The sequence below is a fragment of the Allobosea sp. 2RAB26 genome (assembly GCF_052115465.1).
Lineage (GTDB): Bacteria > Pseudomonadota > Alphaproteobacteria > Rhizobiales > Beijerinckiaceae > Allobosea.
Genome location: NZ_JBFRGS010000024.1, coordinates 45,531 through 66,512, shown reverse-complemented (window position 1 = coordinate 66,512; position 20,982 = coordinate 45,531). Strand labels below are relative to the sequence as shown.

21 protein-coding genes and 1 tRNA gene are annotated in these 20,982 nt (G+C 64.8%); 12 read left to right on the top strand and 10 right to left on the bottom strand.

Annotated features, from left to right (window positions below; genetic code table 11):
• Nucleotides 1-62: 62 nt before the first annotated feature.
• The 7 genes from AB4118_RS30215 to AB4118_RS30185 all read left to right on the top strand — a co-directional run bounded on the left by AB4118_RS30215 (nucleotide 63) and on the right by AB4118_RS30185 (nucleotide 5,776).
• Nucleotides 63-1,352, top strand: coding sequence for a DUF3422 family protein (locus tag AB4118_RS30215; RefSeq protein WP_441493226.1), 1,290 nt, complete (start codon nucleotides 63-65; stop codon nucleotides 1,350-1,352).
• Nucleotides 1,353-1,464: 112 nt separating this feature from the next.
• The gene (locus AB4118_RS30210) at nucleotides 1,465-2,082 is read left to right on the top strand and encodes a glutathione S-transferase family protein (protein WP_441493225.1); all 618 of its coding nucleotides are present in this window, start codon (nucleotides 1,465-1,467) and stop codon (nucleotides 2,080-2,082) included.
• Between the two features lie 216 nt (nucleotides 2,083-2,298).
• The gene (locus AB4118_RS30205; protein ID WP_113516062.1) at nucleotides 2,299-2,667 is read left to right on the top strand and encodes a DMT family transporter; all 369 of its coding nucleotides are present in this window, start codon (nucleotides 2,299-2,301) and stop codon (nucleotides 2,665-2,667) included.
• A gap of 3 nt (nucleotides 2,668-2,670) precedes the next feature.
• Complete coding sequence (locus tag AB4118_RS30200; protein ID WP_441493224.1) at nucleotides 2,671-2,805, top strand: hypothetical protein; 135 nt, start codon at nucleotides 2,671-2,673, stop codon at nucleotides 2,803-2,805.
• Nucleotides 2,806-2,839: 34 nt separating this feature from the next.
• Entirely contained in the window at nucleotides 2,840-3,832 is a 993-nt protein-coding gene (locus AB4118_RS30195) for an NAD-dependent epimerase/dehydratase family protein (RefSeq protein WP_441493223.1), read from the top strand.
• Nucleotides 3,829-5,268: an aspartate aminotransferase family protein gene (locus tag AB4118_RS30190; protein ID WP_441493222.1), complete on the top strand. Its 1,440-nt coding sequence runs from the start codon at nucleotides 3,829-3,831 to the stop codon at nucleotides 5,266-5,268. Before AB4118_RS30195 ends, AB4118_RS30190 begins: the two co-directional genes overlap by 4 nt.
• A 127-nt stretch (nucleotides 5,269-5,395) precedes the next feature.
• A complete protein-coding gene (locus tag AB4118_RS30185) occupies nucleotides 5,396-5,776 on the top strand; it encodes a VOC family protein (protein ID WP_441493221.1) in 381 nt (126 codons plus the stop codon).
• A gap of 7 nt (nucleotides 5,777-5,783) precedes the next feature.
• On the opposite strand, the gene AB4118_RS30180 is transcribed toward AB4118_RS30185, so the two are convergent.
• From AB4118_RS30180 to AB4118_RS30160, 5 genes are all read right to left on the bottom strand, one after another.
• On the bottom strand, nucleotides 5,784-7,031 hold the full coding sequence (locus tag AB4118_RS30180) for an FAD-binding oxidoreductase (protein WP_441493220.1): 1,248 nt from the start codon (nucleotides 7,029-7,031) through the stop codon (nucleotides 5,784-5,786).
• A 62-nt stretch (nucleotides 7,032-7,093) separates the two neighbouring features.
• The gene (locus tag AB4118_RS30175; protein WP_441493234.1) at nucleotides 7,094-7,969 is read right to left on the bottom strand and encodes a UbiA family prenyltransferase; all 876 of its coding nucleotides are present in this window, start codon (nucleotides 7,967-7,969) and stop codon (nucleotides 7,094-7,096) included.
• Nucleotides 7,970-8,208: 239 nt separating this feature from the next.
• Nucleotides 8,209-8,568 carry a RidA family protein gene (locus tag AB4118_RS30170; RefSeq protein WP_441493219.1) on the bottom strand — a complete coding sequence of 120 codons (360 nt, stop codon included), beginning with the start codon at nucleotides 8,566-8,568 and terminating at the stop codon, nucleotides 8,209-8,211.
• A 372-nt stretch (nucleotides 8,569-8,940) separates the two neighbouring features.
• Nucleotides 8,941-9,330, bottom strand: a complete 390-nt coding sequence (locus AB4118_RS30165; protein WP_441493218.1) for a RidA family protein — start codon at nucleotides 9,328-9,330, stop codon at nucleotides 8,941-8,943.
• Nucleotides 9,331-9,492: 162 nt separating this feature from the next.
• Nucleotides 9,493-9,569, bottom strand: a tRNA-Arg gene (locus AB4118_RS30160).
• Nucleotides 9,570-9,597: 28 nt separating this feature from the next.
• On the opposite strand from AB4118_RS30160, the gene AB4118_RS30155 reads away from it, so the two are divergent.
• A complete protein-coding gene (locus tag AB4118_RS30155) occupies nucleotides 9,598-10,380 on the top strand; it encodes a hypothetical protein (protein WP_441493217.1) in 783 nt (260 codons plus the stop codon).
• Between the two features lie 40 nt (nucleotides 10,381-10,420).
• Nucleotides 10,421-11,863 (top strand): M48 family metalloprotease, encoded by a 1,443-nt coding sequence (locus AB4118_RS30150; protein ID WP_441493216.1) that lies wholly within the window; start codon nucleotides 10,421-10,423, stop codon nucleotides 11,861-11,863.
• A 402-nt stretch (nucleotides 11,864-12,265) separates the two neighbouring features.
• On the opposite strand, the gene AB4118_RS30145 is transcribed toward AB4118_RS30150, so the two are convergent.
• The 4 genes from AB4118_RS30145 to AB4118_RS30130 form a co-directional block, all read right to left on the bottom strand.
• Nucleotides 12,266-12,868, bottom strand: a complete 603-nt coding sequence (locus AB4118_RS30145) for a CarD family transcriptional regulator (protein WP_069878873.1) — start codon at nucleotides 12,866-12,868, stop codon at nucleotides 12,266-12,268.
• 389 nt (nucleotides 12,869-13,257) lie between these two features.
• Nucleotides 13,258-13,596, bottom strand: a complete 339-nt coding sequence (gene fdxA / locus AB4118_RS30140) for a ferredoxin FdxA (protein WP_069878872.1) — start codon at nucleotides 13,594-13,596, stop codon at nucleotides 13,258-13,260.
• Between the two features lie 177 nt (nucleotides 13,597-13,773).
• Complete coding sequence (locus AB4118_RS30135; RefSeq protein ID WP_441493215.1) at nucleotides 13,774-14,085, bottom strand: RNA-binding S4 domain-containing protein; 312 nt, start codon at nucleotides 14,083-14,085, stop codon at nucleotides 13,774-13,776.
• 42 nt (nucleotides 14,086-14,127) lie between these two features.
• The gene (locus tag AB4118_RS30130) at nucleotides 14,128-17,457 is read right to left on the bottom strand and encodes a helicase-related protein (protein ID WP_441493233.1); all 3,330 of its coding nucleotides are present in this window, start codon (nucleotides 17,455-17,457) and stop codon (nucleotides 14,128-14,130) included.
• A 466-nt stretch (nucleotides 17,458-17,923) separates the two neighbouring features.
• Between AB4118_RS30130 and AB4118_RS30125 the strand changes: the two genes are divergently transcribed.
• Nucleotides 17,924-18,520, top strand: a complete 597-nt coding sequence (locus AB4118_RS30125) for a TetR/AcrR family transcriptional regulator (RefSeq protein ID WP_441493214.1) — start codon at nucleotides 17,924-17,926, stop codon at nucleotides 18,518-18,520.
• The gene (locus AB4118_RS30120) at nucleotides 18,517-19,440 is read left to right on the top strand and encodes a haloalkane dehalogenase (protein WP_441493213.1); all 924 of its coding nucleotides are present in this window, start codon (nucleotides 18,517-18,519) and stop codon (nucleotides 19,438-19,440) included. Before AB4118_RS30125 ends, AB4118_RS30120 begins: the two co-directional genes overlap by 4 nt.
• Here AB4118_RS30120 and AB4118_RS30115 read toward each other — a convergent pair.
• The gene (locus tag AB4118_RS30115; protein ID WP_441493212.1) at nucleotides 19,437-20,270 is read right to left on the bottom strand and encodes a DUF3108 domain-containing protein; all 834 of its coding nucleotides are present in this window, start codon (nucleotides 20,268-20,270) and stop codon (nucleotides 19,437-19,439) included. The two genes, AB4118_RS30120 and AB4118_RS30115, sit on opposite strands and share 4 nt — an antisense overlap.
• A gap of 264 nt (nucleotides 20,271-20,534) precedes the next feature.
• Here AB4118_RS30115 and rpmB point away from each other — a divergent pair, with 264 nt between their 5' ends.
• Nucleotides 20,535-20,822 carry a 50S ribosomal protein L28 gene (gene rpmB, locus AB4118_RS30110; RefSeq protein WP_113516050.1) on the top strand — a complete coding sequence of 96 codons (288 nt, stop codon included), beginning with the start codon at nucleotides 20,535-20,537 and terminating at the stop codon, nucleotides 20,820-20,822.
• Nucleotides 20,823-20,982: the final 160 nt, after the last annotated feature.

Here is a 20,982-nt window from a genome sequence, read left to right as displayed (position 1 = left end):
GGCACGCGACTTTGCGGCAGTCTTGCCTCTATCGGGAGCGGTCGAACGGGCGTCGGGGCGACATGATCGAGCACCAGAAGGGCGGCCTCGTACCGCACCCCGACCGCGAGGTCATTCTCGCCGAGGTCCACGCCCGCCCCTTCGCGCCGATCGAGACCCCGCGCCGCCTGCTGCATTTCGCCTTCCTGACCGATGCGGCTCAAGCGGCGGCAGACCGCGACGCCTTGGCTCGATTTTGTTCCGAGCGCGGTGTGACGCCCCTGGCCGAAGGCGCCAAGCATCACCGCGCCCGCCTCGCGGAGATTGGCCTGCGCTGGGAACAGCATAGCGAGTTCACGACCTATAGCTGGGAATTGCCATCGCCCGAACGCTCCGCCTTCGTTCCGACGGCAATCGATCTGCAGCATCCCATGCACGAGTTGCCGCAGCCCGGCCCGCACCTCGTCTCGATCGACCTCCATCTCCTGCCCGCGATCGGGGCTGGGGAGCTGGATGCGATCTTCGATCCTGCGAGCCTCGCCGCATCGCTCGTCGATAATGCAAGCGCCGTTGCGGCAACCGATTTCCGGGTCAGTGCCGGCGGGTTCGTCCGCATCCTCCTGCTTGACCGCGAACTGACATCGTCCCGTTCGGGGGCCCTGACCCAGAGGCTTCTGGAGATCGAAACCTATCGGACATTGGCTCTGCTCGGCCTGCCGGAGGCGCAGCGCATCGGCCCATCGGTGCGTGCCACGGAGGAAACGCTGGTGCGCATTGCCTCGACGATGACGGCGACGGAGGGCCTTGTCTCCGACAATGCGCTGCTCGACGAGATGACCGCGCTCGCCGCGCGTCTCGAATCCGAGGCGGCGTCCACGAACTATCGCTTCGGTGCGAGTCGCGCCTATGACAACATCGTCCAGCAGCGCCTGATCGCGATCGGCGAAACGCCGCATGCCGGCTGGCCGACGCTCGCAGCCTTCCTGTCCCGGCGGATGGCGCCGGCGATGCGCACCTGCCAGATGCTGCAGGAGCGCCAGACCGACCTGTCGCGCAAACTCGCGCGCGCCGCCAATCTGCTACGCACCCGCGTCGATGTCGCACTCGAGCAGCAGAACCGCGACCTGCTGGCGGCCATGAACGAGCGCACCCGCCTCCAGCTGCGGCTGCAGCAGACGGTCGAGGGCCTCTCGGTCGCGGCGATCGGCTATTACGTCGTCAGCCTCTTCGGTTACCTCGCCAAGGGCGCGAAGGATGCCGGCTTCCTGCCCATCGACCTCGGCATGGCGACAGCGCTCTTCGTACCCATCGCCCTCATCGGGGTCTGGGCGGCGGTCCGACGCATCCGGCGCGGGCATAGCGAAGAGAGCTGAGCACGGGCCGTGCCGATCCTGACATCTACTGACATCAAGTACCGTCACAACTCCCGCCATCGCCCCGACGACGCACCCTATCGGGAGCGCCGTCCTCATGATGGAGAGAGCCATGCTGACCTTCTACCACGCCCCGCAATCGCGTTCCTTCGGCGTGCTCTGGCTCCTGGAAGAACTCGGGCAGCCCTACCGGATGGAGATGATCGATATTCGCGCCAAGAGCGGTGCCCCCGAGGACTACCGCGCCATCCAGCCGCACAAGAAGGTACCCGCCGTCATCCATGACGGTATCATCGTCACCGAGCGTGCCGCGATCTGCATCTACCTCGCCGACGCCTTCCCCCAGGCGGGTCTCGCGCCTGCGCTGAGTGATCCCGCGCGAGCCCCCTATCTGACGGCCCTCGTCTATACCGACGCAGTACTCGACCCAATCATCGCGACCAGGGCGACCAATATCGATTACGTCCCGCAGCATTTCTCCTTCGGGTCGCACGAGGACACCGTTGCCTATCTGGAGAAGCGCCTCGGCAATCAAGATTTCGCGGCCGGCGACCGCTTCACCGCCGCCGACACCCAGCTCGGCAGCGGCATCCATTTCGGCATGAACATTATCGGCGCGCTGCCGCGCCTGCCTGTCTTCGAGGCCTATCTCGCTCGCGTATTCTCGCGGCCGGCGTTGCAGCGCACCCTCGACAAGGATGGTGTCCTTGAAGAAGGGCAGGTCGCCTGAGCGCAGGTCTCGAGGATCGGTCGATCTTGCATGCCCCGGCGACCGCCATGCCCGCCAGAACCGGCGGGGAACAGGGCATGCGAGATCCGCGAGACTTGTCCCCAAGGCCTCAGCATCTTCTTAAGGTTACGGTTAGGTAAGGTCGCTGACGTAAGGCATTTGAAGTATTTTCAGCCGCATTCAGGGCCCGTCAAGAACGCGGACAAATGCTGCCCGATGAATTCCTACATACCCCTGATTCTGTTTACCGTGCTGACCAACGCAGCCGCGCAACTGATGCTGAAACGGGGCATGACCGGCATCGGTAACCTCGATATCGCGAATGACGGACTGATCTGGACCGTATTTCGGGTCGTCTTCAACCCCTTCGTCTTCGCCGGCCTCTGCACCTTCGTGGTCAGCATGGCCTCGCATCTGATCGTATTGTCCAAGGTACAGATCAGTTACGCCTACCCGTTCCTGAGCCTCGCTTACGTCGTGGTCGCGGTCTACGCCTACTTCGTCTTCCAGGAAGACCTGAGCCCTGCCCGCATCGCCGGCATTGGCTTCATCGTCCTTGGCACCATCTTCATCGCACAGAGCTGAGTCATGATGGACCTGATCGCACGATTCATTCTCCGCCTCGGCATCCTGTTCGAACCGCCCGAGAACAGACCCGCCTTGCGCCCGGTGCCCGTGCCGGTCCGTGACCGGCGCCCTCGCCTTCCCGACACGTCGCGCTGACGCATCTCATCATCGAACCAGCGGCAAACTCAGCATGAAACACATCATTATCGGCGGAGACGGCTTCGTCGGCTCGCATCTCGCGGCGGACCTCGCCGCCATGGGCGAGGAGGTGCTGGTCGCGGATATCCAGAAGAGCGGTCACGCCCATTACGCGGCGGTCCCCTTCCAGACGATCGACGTAACCAGAGCCGAGAGCGTGGAGAGCATCCCGCTCGGCCAGGATGATCTCGTCTACAATCTCTCGGCCAAAATGCTCTCGCCGATCGTGACCCGTCGGGAACGCCACGATTTCTTCTGGCCGGTGAACTATCACGGCACCGCCAACATCCTGAACTGGATGGAGAAGCGCGGCGCCAACAAGCTCGTCCACTTCACCACGGACATGATCTACGGCCACTCCATCACCGTGCCGCAGGACGAGACCCATCCGGCAAAACCCCTCGGCGAATATGGCGAGAGCAAGCTCGCCACCGAGACCCTGGCGCAGACCTATCGCGACAAGGGTTTTCGGATCCCGATCTTCCGGCCGCGCCTGATCATCGGCCCGGGCCGCCTCGGCATCCTCGTCAAGCTCTTCCGCCTGATCGACATGAACCTGCCGGTGCCGATGATCGGCGGCGGCGGCAATCCCTACCAGTTCATCTCGGTGTTCGACTGCGCCAGCGCCTGCACCGCAGCCTGGAAGGCCGACTTCCCCAACAGCGCCTATAATCTCGGCTCGGACGATCCGCCGCCGGTGAAGAAGCTGCTGGGCGACCTGATCAGGCATGCCGGCTCGAAATCGATCCTGCTGCCGACGCCTGCACCATTGGTCAAGTTCGCCTTGAACACGCTTGACGCGATCAATCTGCCGATCATGGACCCGGAACAGTACATGATCGCCGACGAGATCTGCATTCTCGACACCAGCAAGGCCAAGCGCGAGCTCGGCTGGACCCCGAAATACCGCGACGAGGACATGCTGCTCGCCGCCTATACCGAATATCGCAAGAGCAAGGGCGAGCAGAGGAGCAAGGCCGCATGAGCATGCCAGCTTTCAGGAACGACGATTCCCCAGCCCGCCCGAAGCTGATCAGCGTCGAGGAGGCCAAACAGCTCGACGCCGCACAGGTGAAGGAGCTCTTTGCCAACCACATCAACCCCGGACAGCTGCATTTCCTCAAGCTGCTCGGCTTCGACAAGATCATCGTCGATCGTGCCGAGGGCATGCATTACATCACCCGGGACGGGCGCAAGATCCTCGATTTCTTCGGCGGGTTCTGCTCGGTCGCCTTCGGCCATAACCACCCGCGCATCATCGCCGCCCGGCAGAAGTTCCAGGACGAGAACCGCCACGAGATCTGCATGGCGTTCATGTCGCAATATGCGGCCGCCCTGGCCCGGAATCTCGCCACGATCTCGCCCGGCGATCTCGACATGGTCTTTCTCGGCTCGACCGGCTCGGAAGCCATGGAAGCTGCGCTGAAGGTCGCCGAGCAGGTTCAGGGCCCGGGCAGGTCGAAGATCCTGCATGCCGCGAATTCGTTCCACGGCAAGACCAAGGGCGTGCTCTCGGTCACGGATTCGACGCTCTACCAGTCCCAGTTCAAGCTCGTCGAAAACCGGGTCAAGGTGCCGTTCGGCAATATCGAGGCCGTGCGCCTGGCGCTCGAATCCGATCCGGCGATCGGCATCGTCGTGATGGAGACGATCCAGGGTGGCGGCGGCATCGTCGAAGCCCCCGATGGCTTCTGGCGCGACTTGCGCGCAGTCTGCGACAAGCACGGCGTCCTCTGGATTGCCGACGAAGTGCAGTGCGGGCTCGGCCGCACCGGCCAGTTCTTCGCCTTCGAGCGTGACGGCGTCGTGCCCGACGTCACCGCACTCGCCAAGGCTCTCGGCGGCTCCAAGGCTGCGATGGGTGCGATGATCGCCCGGCGCGAACTCTACATGAAGGCCTATGGCAAGCCGAAAACCGCATTGATCCATGCCCAGGCCACCTTTGGCGGCATGGGCGAGGCCTGCGTCAGCGCGATCGAGGCCCTCAACGTGCTCTATGAAGAAGACCTCATGGGCAACGCCAAGCGCCAGGGCGACTACCTGATCGAGCGGCTGAACACCCTTCGCGCCAAGCACCCGACGCTGCTCAAGGAGATCCGCGGCCGCGGCCTGATGATCGGCGTCGAGTTCCAGGACATCAGCGAGGCCATGCCTTTCGGCGTCAAGCACATGGTCGCGCTGCTCGACGACAAGCTGAAGGGGTCGCTCTGCGGCTTTGTCGGCGCGCTGCTCCTGAAGGATTACGACGTGCTCGTCGCCTTCACCGAATACAACCGCAACGTCATCCGCCTCGAACCGCCGCTGATCGTGACGCGCGAGCAATGCGACCAGTTCATCGAGGCACTCGACGACCTGCTCTCGCGCGGCATCACGCGGATCGTCACCGATTATCTGCGCAAGGTTGCGACCGCGAAGAACTGAGCTCCCTGCCCAGGCAGCTTCCCCAGGGCCGGCATGCGCCGGCCCTTTTGCGTCGCAGCGCCTGCTGACAGAAATCCGTGGCCGCTCGTGCAGAACTCTCCCTTCCGCAGCATCAGTCCGGTGAGCCATGTTGAGCCATCTCTCCTTCGGCGTGTCCGATCTCCCACGGGCGATTGCCTTCTATGATGCTGCACTGGCGCCGCTCGGCCTCGTGCGGGTCTGGACGGTTGCCGATGGAGCAGGCTACGGGCCGCCGAATGGCGGCGATCTCCTGGCGCTGAAGCTGCAGGCTGGCCCGGTCACTCCGCCGGGGCCGGGGTTCCACCTCGCTTTCGCGGCGGGGACGCGTCGGGCTGCCGACGATTTCCATCGGGCCGCGCTTGCGGCAGGCGGACGGGACAACGGCGCCCCCGGGTTGCGACCGCGCTATGCACCTGAATATTACGCCGCCTTCGTCATCGATCCGGAAGGCTATCGGCTTGAAGCCGTCACCCGGGCAACCGCCTGAACGACGTTCAGCCCGCGGTCACGCGGCGCCAGAAGCCGGATGAGAAGCCCGGATCGACATGCCGGGCAAAATCCCGCCACTGCGGGAAGGATGCCTCGAAGGTTGCAGGCGACATGCGGGCATCCTTGTAAGGGTTCACCCGGCCGCCCGCCGCGATTGCCACGCGATCAAGCTCGTCCAGCAGCGTGAGCGTCCGCTCGCCGCGATGCGGGAAATCGAGCGTCAGCGTCGCGCCCGCAACCGGAAACGACATGATGCCTGGCGACGGCACGTCCCCAAACAGCTTCAGCACCGTCAGAAAGGATGCCTCGCCGGCCGCGAGCGTCCGCCTCAGCATCTCCTCGACCGCCCTATGCGCCTGCGCCATCGGCACCGCGCATTGGAACTGGCGCAAGCCCCGCGGGCCATAGGCGCGGTTCCAGTTGCTCACCCGGTCGAGCGGGTAGAAGAACGGCCGATAGGGAATGCGCCTCGGCTCCGGCGAACGCGGCTGCGCTGCCCGGTAGAGCATGTTGAAGGCACGCAGCGTCAGCCGATTGATCAGCGGAAAGGGAGGATTGATCGGGAATGGCAGCGGGCGCGCTGCGCGCGACCGCGGCAGTTCCGACGCCGGAGCATGATTGGCACGGAAAAAGACGCCGCGTCCGAAGCCGGTCCCGCCAGCAAGCGAGTCGATCCAGGCCACGGTGTAGTCATGGGTTGCATCGGATTCCGCCGCGACTTCGAAGAAGCGCTCGAGGCTCGGGAAATGGATCGCCTCCTGACGCATCTCGGCGGATGGGATCGGCATCAGCTGCAATGTCACCTGGGTGATCAACCCGGTCAGCCCATAGCCGCCGATCGTGGCGGCGAAGAGCTCTCTGTTCATGTCAGGCGCGCAGGTGAGCCGGGCCCCGTCCGAACGCGCCAGCTCGAAGGCACGCACATGCCGCCCGAACGTGCCGGCGCGATGGTGGTTCTTGCCGTGCACGTCGTTGGCGAGCGCCCCGCCGACGGTGACGAAGGCGGTGCCCGGCGTGACCGGCAGAAACCAGCCCAGCGCAACCACATGCTCCAGGATGGTGTCCAGCAACACTCCGGCTTCGCAGGTGATCAGTCCGCTTTCGCGATCGAAGGCCAGGATCTGATCGAGGCGACGCGCCGCGATCAGCCCGCCGCCATCATTGAGGCAGGAATCGCCGTAGGAACGGCCATTGCCATAGGCGAGCACGGTCGAAGGGTAGCGCCCAGGCTCAGCGCTCCAGGCGTCCGGCATGATGATCTGCGTATTCCGGGCGATGAGGCCGCCCCAGGACCGATATTCGGGCGCTCGTCCGTTCACGGCAGGACCGTCGCGGCGACCATGATCAGCAGCACCAACCCACCCGTCACCTGGCTGCGCCAGTCGCGGATCATGAAGACCAGCGGATCATCCGGCATCTGACCACGACGGGCGAGAAACCAGATCCGCGCCATCTGATAGAGGATGACGGGGCAAACCAGCCAGATGATCTCGGGGTGACGATAAAGCTGCTTCACGGCCGCACTATCGACATAGAGCGCCATGATCAGCGCGCAGGTGCAGCCCGAGGCCATGCCGAGCTGCGACAGGGCCTCGACATCCTCGGCCTGATAGCCGCGGCCGGCCTTCTTCAGCCCGGACTGGTCCTGCGTGATTCGCAGCTCCGCATAGCGCTTGACCAGCGCAAGGCTGAAGAACAGGAACATCGAGAAGGCGAGCAGCCAGGACGAGACCGGAATCGCCGCCGCGGCGTTGCCGGCCAGGATGCGCAGGGTATGCAGAGCTGCGAGCCCGAGCACGTCGACCAGCAGCTTGCGCTTGAGAACGAACAGATAGAGCAGCGCCAGGACCAGATAGGCGGTCAGCGCCAGCAGGAACGTACCCGGCTCAGGCATGAACACTGACGAGGCGAAGGCCGCGATCATCAGCAGTGGCACCGCAGCATAAGCCTGCTTCGCGGTGATCTCGCCGGCAGCCAGAGGACGCTTGCACTTGGTCGGGTGCCGCCGGTCGGCCTCGACATCGACAATATCGTTGAGGAGATAGATCGCCGAGGCGAGCAGGCTGAACGCGACGAACGCAATCGCCCCGTGGCCGAGCGCAGCGAGATCGAACACGTCATGGTTCAGCAGGATGGGGACGAAGACGAGCCCGTTCTTGAGCCAATGATGCGGTCGCATCGCTCGGATCATCGCGCGAACAGACATGTCAAAGCCCTTGTCCACCTTTCAGGGCCGCCAGGCGATCGAACAACGATCGTCATGGCTTCCCGTGCGAGGCGAACAGGAACGGCCTCGGCGCGTCCTGCTATGGCGGTCAAATCCCTAAACCGCGGTGGAAATCACGTCCGCCTCGTCGAGATTCAACCGCCATGCTTAATGACAGGCTGACGATAGGTCAGATTGCCGATGTACCGCGCGGCCCCCGGAATTCAGGGGGCCTTCTTCGCGGCCACAGCGGTGATCTCGATCGCATATCCAGGCGAAGCGAGCTTCGCCTCCACGGTCGCGCGCGCCGGCGCGCTGCCGCGAGCTACCCATTTGTCCCAGACGGCGTTCATCTCGGCGATGCGCGCAATATCGGTCAGGAAGATCTGAACGCTCAGAATCCGGTCCTTCGCGCTGCCGGCAGCTTCGAGCGTTTCCTCGAGCAGGGCCAACACCTCCTCGGTCTGCCGCGTCAGCGTGTCCCCTTCGGTCTTCTCCGCGACATGGCCGGCGAGGAAGACAATGCCGTTGAAAATGGCGGCGTCGCACCACCGTTCCGTCAGGCCTATACGTTCGATCGACATGGCTCTGTATTTTCCTGGTTGTTTGAATCGTGACGGCATAGAGCGTCGCGCATGCCAAGCCCCGCCTCGGAGCGCAACTCCACGGCAGACTGGCCCGCATTCCGCAATGCGCTCCGCATCTTATGCGCGAACCGGCGCAAGACTGGTCATGGACTGCAAAGGGGTAAGCAACGCCCGGCACACAATCCATGCGCCGGGCCAATCACGTGCAAGGCACTCTCGCGAGCCCGCACGTCCAGGCCTCGACTGGTCAATAGCTGATCCTAAGCAGGCAACGGCGCGAGCTGCGATCAGGCCGAGCGGTCAGACCGGTCCAGTATCCGGCCTCAGGATGCGCGCAGCGCGCGACCGCCCGTTGCGCGATCGCGAGGTCTACTTCATTTCACCGAGATAGGCGGTCGCGTCGATCTCCACGAGACAGTCGGGCGAGCCGAGGCCATTGACGATGCAGGACACGCGATGCGGCGAATCCTCGGCGAAATTGGCGAAATAAACCTCGTTCATCGGCTCCCAATAGGCACGGTCGGTGACATAGACCGTGCACTTGACGACATCCTTCAGGCTGCCGCCGGCCTCCTCCAGGAGAGCGCGGATGTTATCGATGCATTGCTGCGTCTGACGCCGTGCGTCGCCGACGGCATATTTGCCCTCCCTGTCCATCCCGACGCAGCAGACGAACATGAAGTCCCCGGCGACCGTCGCCTGGGCGAAAGGCAGCCTTCCCTTGAAGACACGGTCGGAAGAGATCGTACGCTTGGGCATCGTGAACCTATGGAGTGGGAGTTGCGCGGCGGCCGGCCGCTATCGGGCAACAGTCGCGAGGGCTGCACAAGCCAGCAACGGCGCCTGAGCCAAGCCTAACCTATGGTCAGAAGCCCAGCCAGACGGGTCACCCCGTCCAGTCTCAGATTGCTGTGGGAGAACTGGCGTCCCGGAAGGGATTCGAACCCCTGACCTACGGTTTAGGAAACCGTTGCTCTATCCTGCTGAGCTACCGGGACGCACGTGAATGCGTTTAGCATAAAGCGCATGCGGGTGAAGCCTCTTGTTGCAGTCATACTGAGTCTCGTTGCCGCGTCGGGCAAGGCGCTGGCGAACGACTCCTGTCCGGCCCCGGCCGCCGAGACGCCGACGGTTCGTTTGGCTGGCACCGACACCAGCGGCGATCTGCTGCTCGACGATGGCCGGCGGATACGCCTCGTCGGGCTGGCCCCTCGGCAGGACGACGCGGAGACCGCGCGTTTCGTCGCAGCCCTGGCAGCGTGGCAAGGCCGCGATCTCCGGATCGTCATCCTGGCCGAGCCCGATCGCTGGGGCCGCATCGCGGCGCGCCTGCTGGCCGATCCGGATACCCAGGCCACCGCACCGCTGGACCTGTCGGTCGCCCTCATCCGAAGCGGCGCAGCCTGGCATCTACCCGATTCCGTCAGCAGCCCCTGCGACGCGTTCTTGCGGGCATCTGCCCCGAATACCACCCCATCCGCGCGACAAACTGGCCCAAAACCAGCCAATCTCGTCGATGGTCACGATATTGCCGCGTTGAAGGTGCACGCCGGTCGCGTCATCGTGCTGGAGGGGCGGATCGCATCGATCGGCGAGCGACCGCAGCGTTCCTATCTGAATTTTTCGCGCCGGCGGGGAGCCGGTGCGTCGGTCGTTGTGTCGAGGAGGCTCTGGCGGGAGATGCGGGAGGTCGGCTGGACCGCCAGGACACTGACGGGTAAACGCGTGTGGGCGCGCGGCGTACTGAGCGGGCCGGATGGATTGTCGCTCGAACTCCCCTCCCGCGCAGCCCTGGAACTGATCGATTAGAACCATGCTGGCCTTTCGCCGACAGACTGTGTCACGCCCCATGGCGCGACTAGGCGCCCTGCTCCTGCCCGCCCTGCTGCTTTCCGGCTGCTTCGGCGACCAGAGCGTCCTGCCCCCACAACCGGCCGATGGCGAGCTTGCCCCGCGGCTGAGCACGTTCCAGCGCGCGTCGGACCGCGAGCATTTGCGGCTGCTGGCCGCCTTCGGCGGCGAGTACCGCGCGCCAAACGCTCGGGCCCAGCTCAACGAAGTCGTGGCGCGGCTGGTCAAGGCTGGCGAAGGGCAGATCGGCAGCTACGAGATCACCATCCTGAACTCGCCGGCGGTGAACGCGTTTGCCCTGCCGAATGGCCGGCTCTACGTCACGCGCGGGCTGCTGGCGCTCGCCAACGACACCAGCGAGATCGCTTCGGTGCTCGCCCACGAGATCGCCCATGTAACCGCCCATCACGCCGTCGAGCGGGCTGAGGCCGAAGCCGAATCTGCGCTTGTCACGCAAGTCGTCACACAGGTGCTCAACGATCCGGCTGCCGGTGCCTCCGTTCAGGCCGGCTCCAAGATCTCGCTCGCCCGCTTCTCGCGACAGCAGGAGCTGATTGCCGACCAGATCAGCGTCCGCAACATCGCGCGCGCCGGCTACGACCCTTATGGAGCGGGCCGTTTCCTGGGCGCGCTCGGCCGCAATACCAGCTTCCGCAACAGCGGCCAGGGCCAGAGCGGCAGCGAGAAGCGGCTCGATATTCTCTCCAGCCATCCCTCGACCCCGGAGCGCGTCGCCGCCGTCACGGCGTCCGCCCGCCAGATCGGTGCACCCGGGCTTGGCGAGCGCGATGCGGCCCGCTGGCTCGCTGCGATCGACGGCATCGCCTATGGCGACGACCCGAGCGATGGCGTGGTACGAGGCCGGCGCTATCTCAACAGCACCTTGCGCATCACCTTCGATGCCCCCGACGGGTTCGACCTCGAGGCGGCGCGCGACATGGTCATCGGTGTCAGCGGCAACGGTGCCCAGGCGCTGCGTTTTGATTCGGTCACGCTCAAGCCCGGCCAGACCCTCGAATCCTATGTCGCCTCCGGCTGGATCGACGGGGTCGAGACCGGCCCCGTCGAAAAGCTCGACCTTGAGGGCCAGTCCGCCGTCCTGGCCAGCGGCAAGGGGACCGACTGGACCTTCAGGCTCGCCGCCATCCAGGCAGGCAATCGCGTCTATCGCTTCATCCTGGCGGCCCGCGGCAGCAGCGATCCGGAGCGCCCGATGCGCGCCGTGCTCAGCAGCTTCCGGGTCCTGACTGCAGCGGAAGCACAGGCCACGAAGCCTCTGCAATTGCGGATCGTCAGCGCCTCCGAAGGCGACACGCCTGCAACGCTGGCCGCCCGCATGGCGACACATGAGCGCGCGTTCGACCTCTTCCTGCTGCTGAACGGGCTCGATCGTAACAGCAAGCTGACGCCCGGCCAGCGCTACAAGATCGTCGCCGAATAGGGGCTGCCCGCGCGGGCAGCCCTGGCTTTCCTTGCTACAGCATCAGGCGCCACCGACGGAACCGGCGTGATCGGCTTCTGCAGGCGCCCCCTGCACCGGCAACAACCTTGCCGGCGCCGCTTCCGAACTGACTGGCCGCAAGGTTCTCCATGGGCGCTCGCCCGATCTGGCCCAGGTCCCGTGGGGTCACGCAGATCAAGGCCCGCCTGCTGATCCACCGGACCGCGCGCGATGGGCGGCCGGTCCAGCAGCTGCCGGATCACGAGAAGACGCTCAGGGCCGCCAAGCCAGCCTGGGAGCGCTTAGTCGCCCTTCTCCCGCGCAAAAACCGGAGCCGTCTGGCCAAGAAAAAACCCGGCGGTTGCCCGCCGGGTTGATTGGCATCATGCCGGAGGAATCGCCTCAGGCGGCTTCTTCCTGCAGATCGTCATTGTCGCTTTCGAGATCGGCATCAGCCGGGTCGACCTCGGTGCCCTTGGCCGCACGACGCGGCGACTTGGCGAGCTGGCCCTCGATCTTCTTCAGCGCTTCGGTCTCGGTCACGTCGTCGACGACCGCGATCTCACGGGTCATGCGGTCAACCGCAGCCTCGTAAAGCTGACGCTCGGAATAGGACTGCTCGGGCTGCGCCTCGGAGCGGTAGAGATCGCGGACGACCTCCGCGATGGCGACAAGATCGCCCGAATTGATCTTCGCTTCATATTCCTGGGCGCGGCGCGACCACATGGTGCGCTTGATCCGGGCCCGGCCGGTCAACGTCGTCAGCGCCTTGCTGACGATATCGGTATCGGCAAGCTTGCGCAGGCCGACGCTCACAGCCTTGGCGGTGGGAACACGCAGCGTCATCTTGTCCTTGGCAAAGCTGACGACGAAGAGTTCAAGCTTGAAGCCGGCAACCTCCTGCTCTTCGATCGCCGTGATCTGGCCGACGCCATGGGACGGGTAGACGACGAACTCGCCCGTCTTGAAACCCTGGCGCACAACAGCTTTCTTCGCAGTGGACATGCCGTTACGACTCCTGACGGGACCGCTTGACACGGCCCACGATGACACGTCCCCGGCCGGAATGACCGGAGACACTCTGCCTGATGCGTTGCAATCCCGACCGAGCGGTCACGGACCCGCAGCCTCACGCTCCCTCAGCCGATTGCTACTTGACCACCGAACACGAAAATCACCACGCTCCGGCCTTCTGCCGGAAGCCCTGGTCATCCCGTATCTATGGGGGTGCCCCGTTTATGAATCCTCGCAGGGGCAGGCGGAACCAATTCGACTGCACGAAAAGGTGTATCACAAAAAACACGCCGAATCAAAGGTAAACGCCGATTAACACCGGAACTGCATGTCGCAGCGCCGGTGTGCTCATCGCTCAGCCTCTTCCCCTTGGGTGAAATTCAGTCGCCTTCGCCGGGGTTCGGCGAGAAATGTTCTTCGAGCTTTCCAGCCACGCCATCAAAGTCCTTGGCGTCGGCCGGCGGGTCCTTCTTCTGGGTCAGGTTCGGCCAGCTCGACGCATATTTCGAGTTGAGCTGCAACCAGCTCTCAAGGCCGGGTTCTGTATCGGGCTTGATCGCCTCGGCCGGGCATTCGGGCTCGCAGACACCGCAATCGATGCACTCGTCGGGATGGATGACGAGCATGTTCTCGCCTTCGTAGAAACAGTCGACGGGACAGACCTCGACGCAGTCCATGTACTTGCACTTGATGCAGTTTTCGGTGACCACATAGGTCATGTCGCCAGTCCTTCCCGGTCCATCCTGCCGGATCATAAAGACCCGGAAGGCGGGTATTTCAAGGTCGATATCCGGGCTGCGGCAGAAAGAAAAATCTCTTCCGGCCAGCTCCGGAAGGAAACTCCTCCTGAAGCACCCAAGCCTGCCCAGGCAGGCCTATCGAACCGCTCCCGCGCTCTATCCGCTCGGATCGTCCTCCGCAAGCGGCGCGTCGCCGCGCGTGCTCTCCCCCAAGCGCTCATAGAGCAGTTGCGCCTCCTCATAGGGACCGCGCCTGCTGCCCAGGGCGAGCAGGCGCACCACCATGGTCTCATGCACCAGCGCCAGTGTCAGCACGTCGCCGAGCTTGAGCCCAAGCGCTGCATTCCCTGCACGCCGACCATTCACGCGGACATGGCCGTCATCCACCAGACGCACAGCGACCGAGCGCGTCTTGGCGAAACGCGCGAACCAGAGCCACTTATCGAGACGCTGGCGATCTTCCCGCAAGGACAGCCTTTCCGCTCAGCCCCAGGTCAGTTGAGCCCCATGTCAGGTCTTGCGCCCGCCGCCCTCGAGCTGGGCCTTGAGAGCCGCAAGCTTGGCAAAGGGCGAATCCGGATCAGGCTCGCGCTCGGCCGGACGCGGCTTTGACGCCTGCTGGAAACGCTCGTTGCCGCGCTCCTCGCGGCGTGGGCCACCTGGGCGTCCATCGCGCTTGAAGTCCGGCCGCGGGCCGCGCCCCTGCTCGGGGCGGCCATTACGCTGCGGCCGGCCGCTGCGCTTCTGATCACCCTCGCGCGGCTGCGCATCCTGTCGGGGAGCATCACCTTGAGACGCATTGGCGGCAGCCGGACGGCCACGATCGCCCTGGCGGCGACGCTCGTCGGGCCGGCTGTCACGGTTCGGACGTTCACCACGCCCTGCGCCAGGCTGACGCTCGCCCTGAGCGCCGTCGCGGCGACCGCGGCCGGCATGCTCCGGCCTGCGCCCACCCTGGTGACGATGCGGCCGCCAGACCTCGATTTCCTGCACCTCGGCCGCAGCAACCACATCAACCGCTGCCTCAGGGGCAAGAGCTTCCGCGGCAAGCGTCTCGGAGACAGCTGTCTCGTCGGCAGGCGCCGGCAGAGCAGACATGGCATCGGCTGGCACCGGATGTGCGGCTTGCTCGAACTCGGTCTCCGCCGCGATCGGGGCGTCGGCCGTTTCAGGCGCGGCGGCCTCCGAAGAGGCAGCCTCGGCGGTCTCGATGTCAGTGGCGGCCAAAGGCTCGTCGACAATACCGGCGCCGACCTCATCGGCCACCACCGCCGGATCGGCCTCGTGCCCAGCCGGGACGTCCGTAGTTTTCGCGGTCGGCGCGTCGGCAACCGGAGCGGTAGCCGCGACCGGTGGCTGCGCCAGCGGCACGGTGATCGCCGGTCCCGGACGCTTGGCCGAGACATAGCCGAGCGAGCGCAGGATCGAGGCGAAATCCTCGCCCGCACAACCGACCAGCGAGGTCATGGCACCGGTGACGACAAAACCGTCCTGATCGGCCGCGCCGGTGGGCGGCTGGCCCTGGGTCAGGCCCGGGCGATAGGCGATAGCCGGCCGGATCAGGTCAGCAAGCCGCTCGAGGATATCGACACGCACGGCGCGCTCGCCGCAGACGCGATAGCCGGCAGCACGGTAAAGGCCCTTCGGCACCGCCTTGTCGACGGCAAAGGATGTCCGACCCGAGGCTGCGAGATGGGCAATATCGTCGAGGCCCGACGTATCGGGCCCGCCATGCTTCAGCGCCCAGAGCTGGGCAGCCAGCGCACGTGGTGCCGGCTTCAGCAGGGCCGGGACGTAAAGATGAAAGGCTCCGAAGCGGATGCCGAGCTGACGGAGTGCCGCGCGGCCCTCCTGATCCAGCGTCTTCATCTCCTCGCCGACCTTGGCGCGCTCCAGCACGCCCAGCGACTCCCCGGCCTGATAGGCGATGCCGCGCGCGATACCGGTGACATTCTCGGCATTCTCGAGCAGCTGCAAGGCACCAAGCAGACGGGCGATGTGATTCTTGAGCCAGAGAGTGAGGCGCGCGTCGACCTGCTCGCGCGCCGGTCCGGTCAGGTGCTCCTCGACCAGCAGGCGCAGGCGCGGCTCCAGAACCTTGTCGCCGGCGACAAGCCGCGCGACCGGCTCACCGATCCAGCGCACCAGCCCGTCATGCGAAAGCACGAAGGCATCATCAGCCGCGAGCACGACACGCGCGGCGCGCGCTTCGATCTCGCTGGCAAGCGCCTTCATCGCGGCCATGTTCAAGGCTTTCGCCTCGGGCCCGCCAGCCTTGGGATCCGCCGTGAAGCGAAATCCCTGAAGCATCCCGACATGCTGTCCCTCGACGAGCACATCGCCCGTCGTGGTGACCTCAGCCTCCAACATTGCATTCTCCCGCAAACGACGCATCAGCACGCTCGTGCGCCGATCGACGAAACGGCTGGCTAGCCGCTCGTGCAAAGCGTCCGACAGCTTGTCCTCTACAAGACGCGCCACCCCCTGCCAATGCTCTGGATCAGGTAACCAGTCAGGACGGTTTGCGACATAGGTCCAAGTTCGGACCTGCGCAATGCGGGCAGACAGCGTGTCGATCTCGCCATCGGTCCGGTCAAGCGCATCGAGTTGGGCGCGATACCAGGCCGGATCGAGCCGTCCGTGGCGCATCAGGCGCAGATACAGCGTGGTGGCGAGATCAGCGTGCTGCATCGGCGCGATCTTGCGATAATCAGGTAGGCCACACACCTCCCAGAGCCGCTCGACTGCTGCACGGCCCTGCGCCAGCGGCCTGACATCGGCATCGCGGGCCAGAACCTCCAGCGTCGTCATGTCCTCTGCGATCAGCGCACGGGTCAGCCCCTGCTCGGTTGGCTGGACGTTCAGGCTGGCGATCAGCCCGTCGACGGAGCGCAGATCGAGATCGGAATTGCGCCATTGCAGCTGCCGCACCGATTCAAAACGATGATTCTCGATCGCCTCAACCAGTTCGGCGTCGAAGGGCGGGCAACGCCCGCTCGTGCCAAAGGTGCCGTCGCGCAGATGGCGGCCGGCGCGCCCGGCGACCTGGCCGAACTCCGCGGGGTTCAGCTTGCGGAAATGATGGCCGTCGAATTTCCGGTCCGACGCGAAGGCGATGTGATCGACATCGAGATTGAGCCCCATGCCGATGGCGTCCGTCGCGACGAGATAGTCAACGTCGCCCGACTGGTAGATCTCGACCTGGGCATTGCGCGTGCGCGGCGAGAGCGCGCCGAGCACGACGGCGGCTCCCCCCTTCTGCCGACGGATCAGTTCAGCGATCGCATAAACCTCCTCGACGGAGAAGGCGACGATCGCGCTGCGTCGTGGCAGGCGGGTGATCTTCTTGTCGCCGGCAAATGTGAGCTGCGACAGGCGTGGACGCGTGACGACGTTCACCCCGGGAATGAGCTGCTCGATCAGCGGCTTCATGGTGCCCGCGCCGATCAGCATCGTCTCGGCCCGTCCGCGCCGGTTCAGCAGGCGGTCGGTGAAGACGTGACCGCGGTCGAGGTCGGCCGCGAGTTGAATCTCGTCGATCGCGACGAAATCGACGGCGAGATCGCGCGGCATGGCCTCGACGGTGCAGACCCAGAAGCGGGGCCGCTGCGGCTTGATCTTTTCCTCGCCGGTGACCAGCGCCACCGCCTCGGGGCCGACCTTCTCGACCACGCGGCCATAGACCTCGCGCGCCAGCAGGCGCAACGGCAGGCCGATCATTCCGGTCGGGTGCGCCACCATCCGCTCGATCGCCAGATGCGTCTTGCCGGTATTGGTGGGCCCGAGAACTGCTGTGACACCCTGCGCACGAACCGAGGGCGGAAGAGAGCGTGCTGAAATCAAGACGCGACCGATCGTTTCCTTTGGGCCCTTGCCGGCAGCAGACGCCGGGGAAAGCGTCCTACCTTGGCACAAGCTGGAGCGCCGAAATTAAGCTGCGGAACGAGTCCTGAACGAAGCAAGCCCGAATCGCTGACTCCGGCAGAATCGGGATTCGTTCACGGCAAGATATCGCGGGGACGGCCGCACGCACCACCATATCTGGAATCGTGACACGAGCTTGATCCACTCATTTTCGCGACCAGCGTAAACAGCCGGGCGCCGACAGTCCTCCGCGCTATTTATGTCGTGCTCACGGCGAAACGAGGGGCCGCCGTGTGATTTCTGCGTACGCAACGGCGCGGAACCAGCCTGAGCCATCGCCTCAGCGGGCCGTTCGGACGAGACCCGCCTCCCGTCCGACACCTTGGCGATCGGGCGTTTCCCGGAGCGTTGACAATAATACGTACGTACGTATTTTATCTTCATGAGCAAGCCATCCCTTCGTGAAAATCTCCTCGCCGCTGGCCGCGATCTACTCTGGAGAAGCGGCTATTCCGCCACCGGCATACGCGAGATCGTCGCTGCAGCCGGAGCGAGCCCTGGCTCATTCACCAATCATTTCGGATCGAAGGAGGAATTCGCCGAGGAAGTGCTCGATCGCTATTTCGCCTATGTCGGCGGCCTCGTCGATGAAGCCCTAGCCGACCGCTCCCTGCCCGCAGCCGCGCGGTTGCGGCGCTATCTGGACGCGATCACGACCAAGCTCGAAGCCGGCGATTGGTCGCGCGGCTGCATGATCGGCAATTTCAGCGTCGAGACCTCTCCCAATAGCGAACGGTTGCGGCAGCGACTCTCGGAGATCTTCGTCCTTTGGCGAGAGCCCTTTGCGGCATGCATTGCCGAAGGCCAGGCCACCGGCGAGATCGCGACGGATTTCAGCGCCGACGACCTCGCTGATTTCCTGCTCACCGCCTGGCAGGGCGCGATCCTGCGCATGAAGGTCGATCGCAGCCCGGTTCCGCTCGAACGCTTCAAGGCCATCCTTTTCGCAACGCTGTTTGGAAGAAGGGCATCGCCATGACCCAGTCACCTGGACTCGCATCCGAATGGCTGCGCCGGGAGATTCCCGTCCTCGGCTCGACCATGTCCTATGTCGAGGCCGGCTCTGCGGGGCCGACCGTACTCTTCCTGCACGGCAACCCGACCTCCTCCTATATCTGGCGCCATATCATTCCGCACGTCGCGCCGCTGGCGCGCTGCATTGCCCCCGACCTGATCGGCTACGGTCAGTCCGGCAAGCCAGACATCGCCTATCGCTTCACCGACCAGGTCCGCTATCTCGACGCCTTCATCGCAGAACTGGGCCTAGAACGGATGGTCATCGTCGCCCAGGACTGGGGCACGGCACTCGCCTTCCACCATGCCTCCCGTAACCCCAGCGACATGATCGGCCTGGCCTTCATGGAATTCATCCAGCCCTTTGCAAGCTGGGATGCATTCCATCAGCGGCCGCAGGCGCGTGAGCTGTTCAGGGCGTTCCGGACGCCGGGACAGGGCGAGAAGCTGATTCTCGAGGACAATGTCTTTATCGAGAGGGTCCTGCCCGCTGCCGTCCTGCGGGCCTTGAGCGATGAAGAGCTGGATGCCTATCGAGCGCCGTTTCCAACACCCGAATCGCGCAGGCCGATCCTCCGACTGCCCAACGAGCTCCCCATTGCGGGCGCCCCGGCCGATGTCCATGCCGTCAGCGAGCGCGACCACGCAGCATTACGTGCGTCCACCTATCCGAAGCTATTGTTCTGCGGCGATCCGGGGGCGCTGATCTCTCCGGCCGAGGCGGATCGGTTCGCGGCGGGGCTGCATGATTGCCGCCTGATCAATCTCGGCCCCGGCGCGCATTACCTGCAGGAGGATCACCCCAGTGCAATCGGGACGGCGATCCGTGACTGGCTGGGTGAGATTACTGCAACGACAAAAGCGAGTGAACGCGCTGCGGCTTAGTTCTGCCGCGCGGCCGTGGTGGTGGTCGGATCGACCCTGAAGCTCGAGGCCTCGATGACCGCCGTCCCGATCATGGTCTTCACCGAGATGCGGATCGGCACCATCACATTGGTGCCGTTGACGGGGGCGAGCCAGGTGTTGATCTCGCGATTCTCGGTCATGAACTTGGTGCTCGGCCGCAGGGCCCGATGCCCTGCGATCGGCACATACCGCGCCTGGCAGATCGTGACCGGGCCGCTATAGCCCTCGAGCTTCACCTGCCGCGAACCGGAATAGCTCAACTTGATATCATAGCGCGCAGCGCCGTCGAAGATTGGCAGCGTCCGGTTGCAGGCGGCACCATTCCCGCCCTTGCCCTCCACGGGCATCAGGAAGGCGCTGATCGGATCGACCACATTGCGCTTGTGGCTCTCGTTGAGCGGCACGCGATCGGGCTTGTCGTCGATCGGCGGCGCAATATCCACGGCCTGCACCGTGCCGCCGTCGAGCGCCATGCGCACAGTGCGACTCTCGCTTGAGTTCGCCGACGAAACCGCGAAGGTCGCAGGCGACAGGCGCCCGCCATGAAGATTGCCGGTTGCGGCACCTGAGCCGCGTCCGCCCGTGAAGCTGCCGACCAGGCCCGTCATCTTGGCGACGATATCGAGCTTGTAGCTGCTGCCGTCGATGCCGCCACTGAGATGGGCGGTGCCGAGCGTCAGGCCGAGCAGGGAGACATCATATTTGGCCTCCAACGAGGCCGCCGCGGCCGAAGACGCTCCAAAGCCGGAGGCCAGGGCCAGCGCAGCGAGACCACGTCCGGCCAGGGACGACGCGATGGCGGGCTTCATCCAACTCCTCCGGACGGCATGCTTCGCACCGGCATGCACTGCGAATCGGTCCGAATCGTGACCCCTTTTACCGAATTTGGCGAGTGGCAATGCCGCCACGCTGCGGCCGCCCCGATCGTGCTATGGAATCAGTCGCGGTCCTTGACGCAGCAGCCGGCCTTGGCTATAGACCCGCGACTTCAATTTGACTTCCGGTGCTCGTGGGCCGGCACGTCGCGTGTCGGCATTTTTGTTTGAGACAACCGGTTCCAAGGGAACGATATCATGGCTCGCCGTTGCGAACTGACCGGGAAAGCCACCCTCACCGGGCACCTCGTCAGCCACTCGAACCGCAAGACGAAGACCGTCTTCCGGCCGAATCTCGTCAATGTTACGCTCCGTTCGGACGCGCTCGGCCGCTCCGTGCGCCTGCGTGTCTCGGCGAACGCCCTGCGTACGGTCGATCACCGTGGCGGACTTGACGCCTTCCTGGTCAAGGAGCCGGCAGGCAACCTCTCGACCGGCGCACTCACGCTGAAGCGTGACATCGAGAAGAAGCTCGCGACCAACTGATCGCGCGGCTCCTTCACGGAATGAATGAAGCGGCCGCAAGGCCGCTTTTTTCGTTTGCATAGGACGCAGTGGCCAGCCCCGTATCATCCGTTCTCGGTGCTTGATCGCCGGCACATTCAGGACTTGTGCTCGCCGCAAGAGCGAGCTTGAAGTCACGCTC

What these genes read in the sequence shown, in the direction of transcription:
- AB4118_RS30215 (WP_441493226.1), top strand. Translation starts at nt 63, where the DNA reads ATGATCGAGCACCAGAAGGGCGGCCTCGTACCGCACCCCGACCGCGAG.
- AB4118_RS30210 (WP_441493225.1), top strand. Translation starts at nt 1,465, where the DNA reads ATGCTGACCTTCTACCACGCCCCGCAATCGCGTTCCTTCGGCGTGCTC.
- AB4118_RS30205 (WP_113516062.1), top strand. Translation starts at nt 2,299, where the DNA reads ATGAATTCCTACATACCCCTGATTCTGTTTACCGTGCTGACCAACGCA.
- AB4118_RS30200 (WP_441493224.1), top strand. Translation starts at nt 2,671, where the DNA reads ATGATGGACCTGATCGCACGATTCATTCTCCGCCTCGGCATCCTGTTC.
- AB4118_RS30195 (WP_441493223.1), top strand. Translation starts at nt 2,840, where the DNA reads ATGAAACACATCATTATCGGCGGAGACGGCTTCGTCGGCTCGCATCTC.
- AB4118_RS30190 (WP_441493222.1), top strand. Translation starts at nt 3,829, where the DNA reads ATGAGCATGCCAGCTTTCAGGAACGACGATTCCCCAGCCCGCCCGAAG.
- AB4118_RS30185 (WP_441493221.1), top strand. Translation starts at nt 5,396, where the DNA reads ATGTTGAGCCATCTCTCCTTCGGCGTGTCCGATCTCCCACGGGCGATT.
- AB4118_RS30180 (WP_441493220.1), bottom strand. Translation starts at nt 7,031, where the DNA reads ATGCCGGACGCCTGGAGCGCTGAGCCTGGGCGCTACCCTTCGACCGTG.
- AB4118_RS30175 (WP_441493234.1), bottom strand. Translation starts at nt 7,969, where the DNA reads ATGATCCGAGCGATGCGACCGCATCATTGGCTCAAGAACGGGCTCGTC.
- AB4118_RS30170 (WP_441493219.1), bottom strand. Translation starts at nt 8,568, where the DNA reads ATGTCGATCGAACGTATAGGCCTGACGGAACGGTGGTGCGACGCCGCC.
- AB4118_RS30165 (WP_441493218.1), bottom strand. Translation starts at nt 9,330, where the DNA reads ATGCCCAAGCGTACGATCTCTTCCGACCGTGTCTTCAAGGGAAGGCTG.
- AB4118_RS30155 (WP_441493217.1), top strand. Translation starts at nt 9,598, where the DNA reads ATGCGGGTGAAGCCTCTTGTTGCAGTCATACTGAGTCTCGTTGCCGCG.
- AB4118_RS30150 (WP_441493216.1), top strand. Translation starts at nt 10,421, where the DNA reads ATGGCGCGACTAGGCGCCCTGCTCCTGCCCGCCCTGCTGCTTTCCGGC.
- AB4118_RS30145 (WP_069878873.1), bottom strand. Translation starts at nt 12,868, where the DNA reads ATGTCCACTGCGAAGAAAGCTGTTGTGCGCCAGGGTTTCAAGACGGGC.
- fdxA (WP_069878872.1), bottom strand. Translation starts at nt 13,596, where the DNA reads ATGACCTATGTGGTCACCGAAAACTGCATCAAGTGCAAGTACATGGAC.
- AB4118_RS30125 (WP_441493214.1), top strand. Translation starts at nt 17,924, where the DNA reads ATGAGCAAGCCATCCCTTCGTGAAAATCTCCTCGCCGCTGGCCGCGAT.
- AB4118_RS30120 (WP_441493213.1), top strand. Translation starts at nt 18,517, where the DNA reads ATGACCCAGTCACCTGGACTCGCATCCGAATGGCTGCGCCGGGAGATT.
- AB4118_RS30115 (WP_441493212.1), bottom strand. Translation starts at nt 20,270, where the DNA reads ATGAAGCCCGCCATCGCGTCGTCCCTGGCCGGACGTGGTCTCGCTGCG.
- rpmB (WP_113516050.1), top strand. Translation starts at nt 20,535, where the DNA reads ATGGCTCGCCGTTGCGAACTGACCGGGAAAGCCACCCTCACCGGGCAC.